Genomic DNA, 12,405 nt, shown 5'->3' with positions numbered 1-12,405 from the left:
AGGCAGACAGTCAGAGAAAGGCGAATTTATGCTTCGGCACACGTTACAACGTCTGCTTCTCGCTTTGCCGGTCATGTTCGGTGTGCTGCTGCTCGGCTTTTTGCTGATGCAGGTGGTGCCGACTGATCCGGCGCAGGTGCGCGCAGGACCAACCGCAACACAGGAACTGGTTGAAGCCATCCGTCGCGATCTCGGCCTTGATCAGCCTTTGTGGAAACAGTTTTTCTATTATGTCGGCCGTCTGATGCAGGGCGATCTTGGCGTCTCGATCATTAACAATGTGCCGGTTTCTCAGGAACTCGGCGCCACTATAGGCCCGACACTGGAGCTGATGGTTGCATCCCTGATCTGGGCAATTCCGCTCGGTATTTTGCTCGGCACAGTCGGTGCCTATTACCGCGGCTCGCTGCTGGATCGTTCGATCATGGCTGTGTCGGTTGCCGGTGTGTCGATCCCTGTGTTCTTTCTAGGTCTGGTACTGGTCTGGCTGTTCGGCTTTAAATATCCGATCCTGCCATTTACCGGTCGTCTCGGACCATTGTGGACATGGGAAGGTTTCACCAGCATCATTCTGCCTGCAATTACGCTGGGTGGTGTGTTTGTCGGCCCTGTCGCCCGTATGACCCGTACATCTGTTCTGGATGTACTGGGCGCAGATCATATTCGCACCGCGCGTGCCAAAGGTCTGAAAGAGCGTAAGGTCGTTACCCGTCATGCGCTGCGCAATGCGCTGGTGCCGGTGGTGACGCTGATCGGCTTGCAGATCGGCTTTTTGCTCGGCGGTGCTGTGGTGGTTGAGACGGTGTTTTCTTGGCCGGGGATTGGTCGTCTGGCAGTCGGCGCGATTTTGTCCAGCGATCTGCCAATGGCACAGGGCACGATTATCGTGATGTCTCTCGGCTTTATTCTCGTCAATCTCGGCGTTGATATTCTCTACGCTGTGCTTGATCCGCGTGTGAGAGGTGCATGATGACCAGTGTTGCAAAAACTACTGTGGCCGATGCAACGCAACCGGCGGAGCAGGAAATCGCGTTCAAGCGTGTCAGCGTTTTGCGCATGCTGCTCTCCGATACCGGTTCGGTGATTGCTCTGACCCTTGTGGCACTGACCCTGTTTTGCGGGTTGTTCGCTCCGTGGCTGGCACCGGAAGACCCTTATGGCGGTAATCTTGGTATGATGCTGAAGCCGGTTGGTGAAGCGGGCTATCTGCTCGGCACCGACGGGCAGGGACGCGGCATGGTCACACGTCTGCTCTATGGCATTCGTACCACTCTGTTCATGGGCTTTGTTTCGGTGTTCTTTGGTTGTGTTGTCGGCGGGATTATCGGTTTTGTCGCCGCTTATTACACCCGCTGGAGCGGCTTGCTGATGCGCTTCATGGATGTGTTGCTGTCCTTTCCGGCCATCCTGTTTGGTCTGGCAATTGCAGCCATCTTTGGCCCGGGGCTCACTGCCGTGATCATTGCGCTGTCAATTGCAACCGTGCCGCTGATGGCGCGCGTGGTGCGCGGCGGTGCGATTGTGGTGTTGCAGCAGGATTATATTGAAAGCGCGCATTCGCTCGGCATGTCCGACAGCCGCATCATTTTCAAATATGTGCTGCCGAACTGCCTGTCATCGATCTTCGTGTTTGTAACCTTGCGTTTCGGACAGGTGATCCTGCTCGGCGCAGCACTCTCTTTCATCGGTCTTGGCGCACAGCCGCCGACAGCAGAACTCGGTGCTATGGCATCGGAAGGACGTAATTTCCTGTTCTTCGCACCGCATGTCTCGGTTCTGCCAAGTCTGGTGATCTTCATTATCGTTCTGGCGTTTAACGTATTGGGGGACTCCTTACGTGACGCGCTTGATCCGAAACTGCGTAAATAAATCATTTTGGCGGCGGACCACTGCACAGAACAGCGGACGCCTCATCAGGAGGACTAAAATGAAAAAATATCTGACTTCCGTTTTGACTGCGGGTGTGGCAGCGGCAGCCGTGATGACCGGCGCAGCTTATGCTCAGACCAAAGCGCCTTTGTCGATTCTGCGTGTGATCGATGCGGATAATTACGATCCGATCCGCTCCACCGCAACGGCGATGGTTGAAGTGATGGCCATGCTGGGCGATACGCTGGTCTCGCTTGATTTTGACATGAAAACCGTCAAGCCGGGGCTGGCTGAAAGCTGGACAGTGTCAGAGGATGGCACGACCTATACATTTAATCTGCGCAAGGATGTAAAGTTCTGCGATGGCCGCCCGATGACCGCAGCAGATGTGGTCTATACGATTGAGCGCTGGCAAAACCCGGAAAAACGCTCTCCGACCGCTTTCCGCGGCGGTAAGGTGAAAAGTGTAACCGCTAAAGACGATTATACTGTTATCTATCAGCTGGAAGAGCCTTATTCCGATCTTTTGCCGCAGCTGACCATGCCGTTCTCGTCTGTTGTGGACAAGGCGACTGTAGAGAAGCTCGGCGAGAATTTTGGTGTGCAGGGTTTCAACGGCACCGGTCCTTATTGCTGGGTCAGCTGGCAGCCGCGTCAGGAACTGAAGCTCAAGAAAAACCCGAATTACACATGGGGACCGTCTTTCTATAAAAACCCGAGCCCGCAAGTCGATGAGATTGTCTGGCGCGTGATCCCTGAAGCCAATACGCTGATGGCCGCAATTCAGGCACGTCAGGCGGATATGACCTATTACATGCCGCCGATTGCGCTGACCACGATGGAAAGCATGCCGGGTATCAGCGTTTCCAAACAGGAAAACTATATCTATGACATGTTCATGGGCTTCAAAATTGACAAGCCTGTCGTGTCCGATCCGGTGATCCGTAAAGCCGTGAATATGGCGACCAACAAAGCCGCGATTACACAGGCTGTTTATTTCGGCCATGGTAAGGAAATGAAGTCGCTCGTTAATCCGGCGATCATTGATTTCGATCCGGAATCCGCCAAGCTGACGCCTGCCTTTGATCAGGACGGCGCCAATAAAATGCTGGAAGAAGCCGGCTGGAAAATGGGCGGCGACGGTATCCGTGAAAAAGACGGCCAGAAAGCCACCTTCCTTGTCTATGGTTTGCGCAATGCGACCAATCCGACTGTGAGTGAGGCCATGCAGGCTGATCTGCGCAAAGTCGGTATCGACATGAAAATCCAGCTCTGGGATGCGACTGTCGGCTGGGGCAAGATGGCAACGCAGGAATTTGATGCGTTCTATATGAACTATCCGGCGCTGACCGCTCTTGAAGCGATCGGTCTGTATTTCCCGAGCCGTCAGGCACCGACACCAAACCGCATGAACTGGAAAGATCCGGCAACGGATGAGCTGATCCGTAAGGCGGCAACCACTACCAGCAAGGAAGAGCGTCACGAAGCGCTGGCAACTCTGCAGCGCAACCTGACCGAGGCCAATGTCTGGGTCACACTGTCGTCCGAGCCGATGTGGCTGATTTCCGGTGATCGTGTGGAAGGTGCCAAGGCACACGGTATCTATGGTGCCGGTATTTATAAAGGTCTGGATATTTCTCTGAAACGCTAAAAACAAAGACTGCGGCATTGCGAGGAGGCAGTGCCGCAATCTCAAATCGGGAATTCAGGCGCAGGGGAGTGATGCAGTGAGTGTAACAGTCATCAGAAACGCGGATATTGTCGTTGCATGGGATAAGGACAGCCAAAGCCATATCTACGTAAAAAATGCTGATGTTGCTTTTAAAAACGGCAAACTGACTTTTGTCGGCACGGGCTATGCCGGTGCAGCCGATACAGAACAGGACGGTCGTGGCTTTATGGTCATGCCGGGTCTGGTCAATATCCATTCTCATCCTGCAAGCGAACCGCTGAATAAGAGCATTCTCGATGAACTCGGTTCTCCGGGTTTGTATAATTCCGCGCTTTACGAGTTCATGCCGATTATCCGTCCGGATGCGGAGGGCGCAGAGGCTGCATGGAAAGTCGCCTATGCGGAATTGCTCAAATCCGGCGTCACAACACTGGCCGATCTCTCCGTTGCCCATCCGTCATGGATTGATCTGGCAGGGCAGAGCGGTCTGCGCGTCTGTATCACGCCTATGTTCCGCACGGCGCGCTGGTACACCAAAAACGGCCATGTGGTGGAATATGAGTGGGATGAGGCCGTTGGCGAAAAAGCCATGGCGCAGGCATTGGAAATGGTGGATGCCGCAGAGGCGCATCCGTCCGGCCGTCTGTTCTCAATGCTGTGTCCGGCACAAATCGACACCTGCAGCGAAGGCCTGATCAAAGAGAGTTATGCGGAAGCGCAGCGCCGCAAAATTCCCTGGCAAATTCACGCCGCACAATCGACCGTAGAGTTTCATGAAATTACCCGCCGTCACGGTGTTTCACCAGTGCAATGGCTGGAGCAGCTTGATGTTTTGGGCGAGACCAGCATTGTCAGCCACGGGATTTTCCTCGACGATTATCCGCGCAATGGCTGGCATACGCGCCGCGATCTTGATCTGCTGGTGGAAACCCGCACAGCGGTTGCCCATTGCCCGACCGTTTTCATGCGCCGCGGCATAGCTATGCGTGATTTCGGCCGTTACCTGCGCGCCGGTGTGCGCCTTGGCATCGGCACCGATACCTATCCGCATAATATGCTCGAAGAAATGCGCCATGTCGGTTATGTGGCGCGAATGATGGCTGAAAACCCGCGCACAGTTACATCCGGTGAGATTTTCACCGCAGCGACGGTGGGCGGTGCCGATCTGCTCGGGCGTGATGATATCGGGCGTCTGGAAACAGGCTGTAACGCCGATCTGGTACTGGTCAATCTTGCACATCCGATGATGCGGCCGGGTTATGATCCGATCCGCAGCATGATCTATGCCGCAGCCGAGCGCGCTGTGGATACGGTCTATGTTGGTGGTGAGAAAGTGGTCGAGAAGGGCCAATGCCTGACGATTGATTTTGAGCAGGCCGCCGAAGACCTTCACGCCGCACAGCAACGTACAGTTCAACGGGCACCGCAGGAAGACTGGGCGAAACGCCCTGTTACTGCTTATGCCCCGCATTCATTTTCCGGCCTTGCGTGAGCAAGCCAAAGCAACATTCCGGTCATATGGAAATATGACCGGCTTGGAGAAGACACTATGACAGAACCGGTTCTCGAAATCCGCAATCTCGTCACGGAGTTTAAAACCCCGAACGGTGTTATCCGTGCGGTGGACGGTATTTCGCTGAAAGTCGAGCGCGGTAAGACACTGGGTATTGTGGGGGAGAGCGGCTGCGGTAAATCCATGCTGTCGCTGTCTGTCATGGGGCTGGTGCCGCCACCGGGCAAGAATGCCGGTGGTGAGGTGATTTTCGAAGGACAGGACCTTCTGAAACTGTCGGCGGATGATATGCGCAGGCTGCGCGGCAACCGCATAGCGATGATCTTTCAGGAGCCGATGACTTCGCTCAATCCGGTGCATACAATCGGCTATCAGCTGGTTGAAGCCTTACAGGCGCATCATAAAAAGCCGTATAAGGAAATGCGCGAGGAAGCGATTGAAGCACTGCGCAAAGTGCGTATTCCTGCACCGGAGCGCCGTTTTGATGAATATCCGCACCAGCTCTCCGGTGGTATGCGTCAGCGTGTAATGATTGCTATGGCGCTGGTTTGCAAGCCGGTGCTGCTGATCGCCGATGAGCCGACAACGGCGCTCGATGTGACTATTCAGGCGCAAATTCTCAATCTGCTGCGCGAGTTGCAGCAGGAAACCAATATGGCCATCATCCTTATTACCCATGATCTGGGTGTGGTGGCGCAGGTCGCCGATGATGTGGCGGTGATGTATGCCGGTAAGGTGGCGGAACGCGCTTCCGTCAATGCGATTTTCAAAGACCCGCAGCACCCTTATACTATCGGTCTGATGGGCTCGATGCCGCGTATGGATGAGGATGTTGACCGGCTGGTGGCAATCAGCGGTGTGGTACCGCCGCCGTTCCGTCTGCCCTCCGGTTGCCGGTTTAATCCGCGCTGCCCGTTTTCCGATGAGGAATGCACAGCAACTCTGCCTGCTCTGCATGAACTCCAAGCCAATCACCTTGTTGCCTGCCATAAAGCACCGGTGGAGGATTTCGTATGACACAACCCCTTCTGGAGTTGCAGGGCATTTCCAAACATTTCCCTGTCAAAAAAGGTCTGATCCGTCAAAAAGTGGTCGGCACAGTCCGTGCTGTGGACGAAGTTTCTTTCAAGCTGATGGCCGGAGAAACACTGGCCATTGTGGGCGAAAGCGGTTGCGGTAAGTCTACGACTGCACGTCTGGCGCTGCGTCTACTGGAGCCGACCGCCGGTCGGGTGCTGTTTGAGGGTGAAGATGTCACCAATGCCATCGGCACCAAGCTGCGTGATCTACGTCGCCAGATGCAGGTGGTGTTTCAGGATCCTTATGCCAGTCTCAATCCGCGTATGACCGTGGGTGAACTGATTGCCGAGCCGATGCTGGTCCATGGGGTCGGTACCGATGCTTCGCGCCGCGAGCGGGTGATTGAACTGTTGCGCCGTGTCGATTTGGCACCTTACCATGCCGCGCGCTATCCGCATGAATTTTCCGGCGGGCAACGTCAGCGCATCGGTATTGCCCGAGCGCTTTCACTGTCGCCGAAACTGATTGTCTGCGATGAGCCTGTCTCGGCGCTGGATGTGTCCATTCAGGCGCAGGTGGTCAATCTGCTCAAAGATTTGCAGAAAGAAATGGGACTGTCCTACCTGTTCATTTCGCACGGGCTGCCGGTGGTCAAACATATGGCTGATCGTGTGGCAGTGATGTATCTCGGACAGGTGGTGGAGATCGCGGACAAGCATCAGCTTTATAACAATCCGCGCCATCCTTATACGCAGGCTTTGCTGTCTGCCGCGCCGCAGCCTGATCCGGCCTCACGCGGTTCGTGGAATGTGCTGGGCGGCGATGTGCCGAGCCCGCTCAATCCGCCGTCCGGTTGCCGTTTTCACACCCGTTGTCCGCTGGCGCAGGATTTGTGCAAACAGCAGGTGCCTGAATTGAAGGATTTAGGAACCGGCCAGCAGGTCGCCTGCCATTTTGAAGCGCAGGTGCCTGTCTTCAAACATGCGGCACATTTCGCTTCCGGTGCGGAGAAGTTGCAGCAGCGTTTAGGGCTTTTCGCCAAGAAACGCGCTGAAAAAGAACAGGCTGCTTAAAAACTATCAGACTAAATAAAAACAGGCCGCTTCAGTTCTGAAGCGGCCTGTTTTTTGATTGGCGGTTATTTCCAGATTTCGCCGTCGACTTTGCCTTTCAGCTCAGGATAGTCCTTGAGCGTGAAATGTGGTGTGCCGAATTTCTGCTGGTCGAAATAATCCTTGGTCACTTTCACAACCGTGCCGGAAAGCAGTGCAATGGCAATCAGGTTGATGGTTGCCATCAGACCCATGGCCGCATCAGCTGCATTGAACACGGTGAGAATGCTTTCGTAAGCACCCCAGACGACCATCAACAATGTGCCGCAACGCAGCAATGATATCCACAAACGTTTACCGGCACCGAGATAAATCATGGCATTTTCCGCATAGGCGTAATTACCGATGATCGAGGTGAAGGCGAAGAAGAAGATTGCAATACTGATGAAATAGCTGCCGAACCAGCCGATATGCACAGTCATGGCTTCCTGTGTCAGAAGCGTGCCGGTGAGACCGGAATTTGGTGCCAGTTTGTGCGACAGCAGGATCATGATCGCTGTTGCAGTACAAATCAGAATTGTATCAATGAACACGCCGAGCGCCTGCACAAAACCCTGTGAGGACGGGTGGTGCGGGTTGGGCGTAGCAGATGCCGCGATATTCGGTGCAGAGCCCATACCGGCTTCATTGGAGAACAGCCCGCGTTTCACGCCATTCATCAGCGCACCGGCGATACCGCCTGCCGCGGCTTCCACACCAAAGGCACTTTTGACAATCAGCGCAAGCAAAGCCGGAACTTCGGTAATATTGGCGATCAGTACGTAGAGCGCAACGCCGAGGTAAATGGCCGCCATAAACGGCACAACCAGTTCGGCCACACGGGCAATCTGACGGATACCACCGAAAATGACGATACCGGCAAGTGCCGCGATCACAATGCCGACCACTATTTTGGAGAAGCCGAAGGAGCCGTTCATGGCATCGGCAATGGCATTAGCCTGCACAGCATTAAACACAAGACCAAAGGCGAGGATCAGACAGACCGAAAAGATGACAGCGATCCACGGGGCTTTCAGACCTTTGGAAATATAATAGGCTGGGCCGCCACGGAACTGGCCATTCGCATCACGGATTTTATAAAGCTGCGCCAGAGTGCTTTCAGAATAGGCTGTTGCCATACCGACGAAAGCGACAATCCACATCCAGAAAATCGCTCCGGCACCGCCGAGATAAAGGGCAACCGCTACGCCGGCAATATTGCCGGTACCGACACGGGAAGCAAGGCTGGTACACAATGCCTGAAACGGGGTAATCCCGCTGTCGTCACGCTTTGGAGCGCGCATGACCGAGCGGAAAAACTCAGGAAAATGCAGAAGCTGAATGAATTTAAGCCTGACCGAGAAGTAAATCCCGACAGCAAGCAACCCGTAAATCAGGACATAGTCCCAGAGGATCGTGTTTATAAAGGCAATAATTGTCGTCATTTGTATGATACGCTCCGGTCACACCTCAGCTGAGGTGACGATGTCGTTTTACGGTAAATATGACTTAATAAATCGTTTTTGCTTATATTCAGATTCATTGCTGAGAGCATTGCATTCAACATGAATGTAAACCGCTCTGGTTCTTTAGCAAGGACTGAAGAGTGGTGCTTTTGCCAATTAAATCCGGCGCTGTCAAAAAATACAGCCGCACGGTCTGTGTAAAACCGGCGGCTGTCGTGTGAAAAATGATTGTTTAGCTGGTCAGATTTTAAGTTTTACATGACGGTTGACGTCTTTGTAGAGCAGGTAGCGGAACTTGCCCGGACCACCGGCATAGCAGGCCTGCGGACAGAAAGCGCGCAGCCACATATAGTCACCGGCCTCAACCTCAACCCAATCCTGATTGAGACGATAAACCGCTTTACCTTCAAGTACATAAAGACCATGCTCCATCACATGGGTCTCGGCAAAAGGAATGATGGCACCCGGTTCAAAAGTGACGATATTGACATGCATATCGTGGCGCAGATCGCTTGGGTCAACAAAGCGGGTGGTTGCCCATTTGCCGTCGGTGTCCGGCATAGCAACCGGTTCAACTTCGGACTCATGTTTGAAGAAGGCTTCCGGTACATCCAGACCGTTCACATATTCAAAACTCTTGCGAATCCAGTGGAAACGGGCAGTGGCATCGCTTTTATTGCGCACGGTCCAGAGGCTTTTCGGCGGCAGAAACGCATAACTTCCTGCGCGCATGGCATGGTCTTTGCCGTCAAGCGTAATGACGATATTGCCCTCGACCACGAAAATACCGGCTTCGGCATCCGGATCAGGTTCAGGCTTGTCACTGCCGCCCTGCGGTTCCAGTTCGACAATATATTGCGCAAAGCTTTCGGCAAAGCCGGATAACGGGCGCGATAAAATCCAGACCCGTGTCTTATCCCAGAATGGCAGACAGGAGGTGACAATATCCATCATCACACCTTTAGGGATAACCGCATAGGCCTCAGTGAATACGGCACGGTCGCTCAGCAATTGTGTCTGCTTGGGTGCGCCGCCGGTTGGCGCGTAATAAGTACGGTCAGTCATAATATCTCCCGTTTCCGTTTTCCTCTGCAACAGTCAGGCCGGTTTTCGGTAATTCTGCAAGAGGGCTTAGCGGGATTATCACCGAAATTTATAAATTGTCGACAATATTGTATATAATTTCCCGTTTATCGGATAAATAAACGGGAAATTGCTCTGCGGTCAGACGAGATCAGGCCGGTCTGTGGTGATCTGACGGATTGGTGTGTTTTTCCAGAACTCCAGTTCAGGCTCAGTATTCGGTACCCAAACGCCAAGACGTTCCGGCGCGATCCGGCTGGTGATGGCGTCCCAGTTATGAGAGAGCAGGGCTTTTTCCACGGCGAGAATATCGGCATGCGTGTCGAAATAATCGAGTGTTTACTGCAAGCCGCCGAGAATAGTGGCGCTGAAAGCATTGAGTGAGGCGAGGCGGCGCATTTCCGGTGCAATATCTTTCACTTGCTCCAATACCTGACGGGTAAAGCCGGTAAGTATGCACTGGTCTTCCATACCCTGTGCGCGGATGATCTGCACAACGGCATCGGTGAGGCCGTCATAGAGATCGCCATTGGCGCGGTTTTTTAGTTCCACATGCAATTCCATGCCGGTCGGTTTGAAGATTTCCAAAACCTCTTCAAACAGCGGAATATGCTCCTCCATGCTTTCGCGCAGAAACGTATTCACTCGCGCTGTTTTGGAAAGCTCTGCGACATCGCCGATACCGTTGGTGGTGCGCTCCAGTGTCGGATCATGCAGCACAATCACTTCACCGGCATTGGTCAGATGCAGATCAAATTCCACACCGGCAATATTGAGATCAGCGGTTTTGCGAAAACCGGAGAGGGAGTTTTCAGGCCAGAGATTGCGCGCACCGCGATGGCCGATAATACGTGTCATGACAGATATTCCTTTTAACGAATGGTCGGATCAAGTTTGTCGCGCAGCCAGTCACCAAGGATGGAAATCGACAGCGTGGTGAACATGATCACAAAGGCCGGTGCCAGCATGATCCATGGCGCGGTGGTCAGATATTCGCGCCCGTAGCCGACCATATTGCCGAGGCTGGATTTGGGTGGCTGCACGCCGAGACCTAAGAAGGACAGGCTGCTTTCCAGAAGAATAATCTCAGGGAAAGTCAGGGTCATGGAGACGATCAGGGTTGAAGCAATATTCGGCAGAATATGGCGCAGATAGACCCATGATTGTTTTGCCCCAAGCTGTGTAACCGCTGCGGCATAGCCCTGCGAACTGGCGGAAATCGCCAGACCACGGGCGATACGCGCATAGCGCTCCCAGCCGTAAAACCCCATCAGGCAAACCAGTAGAACCATGGAATTGCCGAAGAAAGCCAGCACCGACAAAGCGAGGATCAGGAACGGCAATGCCGCCTGAAAATCTGCCAGTGTCAGCACCACTTGTTCCACGGTCTTGCGGAAATTTGCAGCAAGAAAGCCGACTGTGGTGCCGAGCAGGGTGGAAATAATCGTGGCACCAAAAGCGATGAGCAGCGAAACGCGGATGGATTCAATCAGGCGGGACAGCACATCGCGCCCGACCTCATCCGTGCCGAGCCAGTGTTGCGGGTGACCGGGCATCACAAGGCGGCTTTTGAGATCCATCGCGGTAATGCTGTAAGGGCGGATCCAGTCAGCGGTAATGGCAATGATAATCATTGCTGCAAACCAGACAAGCGACAGTACCACTAATAGCGGTATGCGTTTCTTTTTGCGTTTATGGGCATTCACCGCAGGCACAACGGCACTGTCACTGATTGAGAGTTCAGACATTAGCCGGTTCCTTTACGCTTTGGCCTGATTATCGCGCAGGCGCGGATCGAGAAAACCATAGAGCAGGTCAACAATAAGATTGGAGAGCACCATGGTGGAGGCAATCAGCAGCAGAATGCACTGCACCACCGCGAGATCACGGTTGGAGACCGCAACCACCAGCAGGCGGCCGACACCCGGCCATGAGAACAGGGATTCAATCACCACTGCGCCAGCCACCAGTGAGCCGACCATGAAGCCGACCAGTGTCACAATCGGGATAGCCGCGTTGGGCAATGCGTGATTGCGAATCACATCGCCCCAGCGCACGCCTTTGGCACTGGCTGTGCGGATATAGGGTTGGCCGAGAATTTCGATCATCGCACTGCGGGCAAAACGGGCGAGAATAGCGGCACCGGCAATGCTCATGGTGAGCACCGGCAGAATGGCATGCATCCATGTATCACTGCCGCCCGATGGCAGCCATTTGAGTGTCACGGAGAAGATCAGCACCAGCACCAGACCGAGCACGAAATTCGGCAGGGTAAAACCGATAATGGCGGTCATCATCACCAGCCGGTCGATGATACTGTCACGATGGAGTGCTGCATATACACCGGCAGGAATGCCGATTGCCAGATTGAGCAGCAAGGTCGGAATAGTCAGCATCAGCGTGGCCGGAATACGCTCGGCAACCAGATCAATCGCTTTCTGCCCGTCGCGCATGGAGACACCGAGATCGCCCTGAAAGATCGCCCCGAAATAGCTGAAATATTGCACGAGGATCGGCTGATCCAGCCCCCATGCCTTGCGGAAGGCCTCAATCGCCTGCGGCGGTGCATCGGGGCCGAGAATGATTTGTGCCGGATCGCCGGACATGCGCAGCACGATAAAGGCAAAGGTCACAACCAGCATGACTGTAATAAAAGCCCGTAACAGACGGGTTAGGAAAAATGAAATCATC

At 54.0% G+C, this 12,405-nt stretch carries 12 protein-coding genes; 6 read left to right on the top strand and 6 right to left on the bottom strand.

Annotated elements, in window-relative coordinates; translation table 11 throughout:
* Positions 1-28: 28 nt before the first annotated feature.
* From HBA93_RS01000 to HBA93_RS00975, 6 genes are all read left to right on the top strand, one after another.
* Positions 29-970 (top strand): ABC transporter permease, encoded by a 942-nt coding sequence (locus tag HBA93_RS01000; RefSeq protein WP_121993838.1) that lies wholly within the window; start codon positions 29-31, stop codon positions 968-970.
* Positions 967-1,869, top strand: coding sequence for an ABC transporter permease (locus HBA93_RS00995; RefSeq protein ID WP_221722026.1), 903 nt, complete (start codon positions 967-969; stop codon positions 1,867-1,869). The genes HBA93_RS01000 and HBA93_RS00995 overlap by 4 nt, the downstream gene beginning before the upstream one ends.
* Before the next feature lie 58 nt (positions 1,870-1,927).
* Positions 1,928-3,520: an ABC transporter substrate-binding protein gene (locus tag HBA93_RS00990; protein ID WP_221722025.1), complete on the top strand. Its 1,593-nt coding sequence runs from the start codon at positions 1,928-1,930 to the stop codon at positions 3,518-3,520.
* A gap of 76 nt (positions 3,521-3,596) precedes the next feature.
* The gene (locus HBA93_RS00985) at positions 3,597-5,033 is read left to right on the top strand and encodes an amidohydrolase family protein (RefSeq protein ID WP_353619301.1); all 1,437 of its coding nucleotides are present in this window, start codon (positions 3,597-3,599) and stop codon (positions 5,031-5,033) included.
* Between the two features lie 57 nt (positions 5,034-5,090).
* The gene (locus HBA93_RS00980; RefSeq protein WP_221722024.1) at positions 5,091-6,071 is read left to right on the top strand and encodes an ABC transporter ATP-binding protein; all 981 of its coding nucleotides are present in this window, start codon (positions 5,091-5,093) and stop codon (positions 6,069-6,071) included.
* Positions 6,068-7,147 (top strand): ABC transporter ATP-binding protein, encoded by a 1,080-nt coding sequence (locus tag HBA93_RS00975; protein WP_221722023.1) that lies wholly within the window; start codon positions 6,068-6,070, stop codon positions 7,145-7,147. Before HBA93_RS00980 ends, HBA93_RS00975 begins: the two co-directional genes overlap by 4 nt.
* Before the next feature lie 65 nt (positions 7,148-7,212).
* Here the strand turns inward: HBA93_RS00975 and HBA93_RS00970 are convergent, their stop codons facing one another.
* The 6 genes from HBA93_RS00970 to HBA93_RS00950 form a co-directional block, all read right to left on the bottom strand.
* Positions 7,213-8,610: an alanine/glycine:cation symporter family protein gene (locus HBA93_RS00970; RefSeq protein ID WP_221722022.1), complete on the bottom strand. Its 1,398-nt coding sequence runs from the start codon at positions 8,608-8,610 to the stop codon at positions 7,213-7,215.
* 261 nt (positions 8,611-8,871) lie between these two features.
* On the bottom strand, positions 8,872-9,696 hold the full coding sequence (locus HBA93_RS00965; protein WP_113943436.1) for a bifunctional allantoicase/(S)-ureidoglycine aminohydrolase: 825 nt from the start codon (positions 9,694-9,696) through the stop codon (positions 8,872-8,874).
* Between the two features lie 159 nt (positions 9,697-9,855).
* Positions 9,856-10,014 (bottom strand): PI-PLC domain-containing protein, encoded by a 159-nt coding sequence (locus HBA93_RS24095; RefSeq protein ID WP_286201687.1) that lies wholly within the window; start codon positions 10,012-10,014, stop codon positions 9,856-9,858.
* Between the two features lie 39 nt (positions 10,015-10,053).
* Positions 10,054-10,572, bottom strand: coding sequence for a glycerophosphodiester phosphodiesterase family protein (locus HBA93_RS00960; protein ID WP_286201686.1), 519 nt, complete (start codon positions 10,570-10,572; stop codon positions 10,054-10,056).
* Positions 10,573-10,586: 14 nt separating this feature from the next.
* On the bottom strand, positions 10,587-11,462 hold the full coding sequence (locus tag HBA93_RS00955) for an ABC transporter permease (RefSeq protein WP_221722021.1): 876 nt from the start codon (positions 11,460-11,462) through the stop codon (positions 10,587-10,589).
* Between the two features lie 12 nt (positions 11,463-11,474).
* Positions 11,475-12,404, bottom strand: coding sequence for an ABC transporter permease (locus HBA93_RS00950; RefSeq protein WP_122005186.1), 930 nt, complete (start codon positions 12,402-12,404; stop codon positions 11,475-11,477).
* Position 12,405 lies beyond the last annotated feature (1 nt).

It is taken from the genome of Ochrobactrum sp. SFR4 (assembly GCF_019730395.1).
Lineage (GTDB): Bacteria > Pseudomonadota > Alphaproteobacteria > Rhizobiales > Rhizobiaceae > Pseudochrobactrum.
The sequence above is the reverse complement of the archived record's forward strand: the minus strand, read 5'-3'. Positions and strand labels throughout refer to the sequence as shown.

What these genes read in the sequence shown, in the direction of transcription:
- HBA93_RS01000 (WP_121993838.1), top strand. Translation starts at nt 29, where the DNA reads ATGCTTCGGCACACGTTACAACGTCTGCTTCTCGCTTTGCCGGTCATG.
- HBA93_RS00995 (WP_221722026.1), top strand. Translation starts at nt 967, where the DNA reads ATGATGACCAGTGTTGCAAAAACTACTGTGGCCGATGCAACGCAACCG.
- HBA93_RS00990 (WP_221722025.1), top strand. Translation starts at nt 1,928, where the DNA reads ATGAAAAAATATCTGACTTCCGTTTTGACTGCGGGTGTGGCAGCGGCA.
- HBA93_RS00980 (WP_221722024.1), top strand. Translation starts at nt 5,091, where the DNA reads ATGACAGAACCGGTTCTCGAAATCCGCAATCTCGTCACGGAGTTTAAA.
- HBA93_RS00975 (WP_221722023.1), top strand. Translation starts at nt 6,068, where the DNA reads ATGACACAACCCCTTCTGGAGTTGCAGGGCATTTCCAAACATTTCCCT.
- HBA93_RS00970 (WP_221722022.1), bottom strand. Translation starts at nt 8,610, where the DNA reads ATGACGACAATTATTGCCTTTATAAACACGATCCTCTGGGACTATGTC.
- HBA93_RS00965 (WP_113943436.1), bottom strand. Translation starts at nt 9,696, where the DNA reads ATGACTGACCGTACTTATTACGCGCCAACCGGCGGCGCACCCAAGCAG.
- HBA93_RS00960 (WP_286201686.1), bottom strand. Translation starts at nt 10,572, where the DNA reads ATGACACGTATTATCGGCCATCGCGGTGCGCGCAATCTCTGGCCTGAA.
- HBA93_RS00955 (WP_221722021.1), bottom strand. Translation starts at nt 11,462, where the DNA reads ATGTCTGAACTCTCAATCAGTGACAGTGCCGTTGTGCCTGCGGTGAAT.
- HBA93_RS00950 (WP_122005186.1), bottom strand. Translation starts at nt 12,404, where the DNA reads ATGATTTCATTTTTCCTAACCCGTCTGTTACGGGCTTTTATTACAGTC.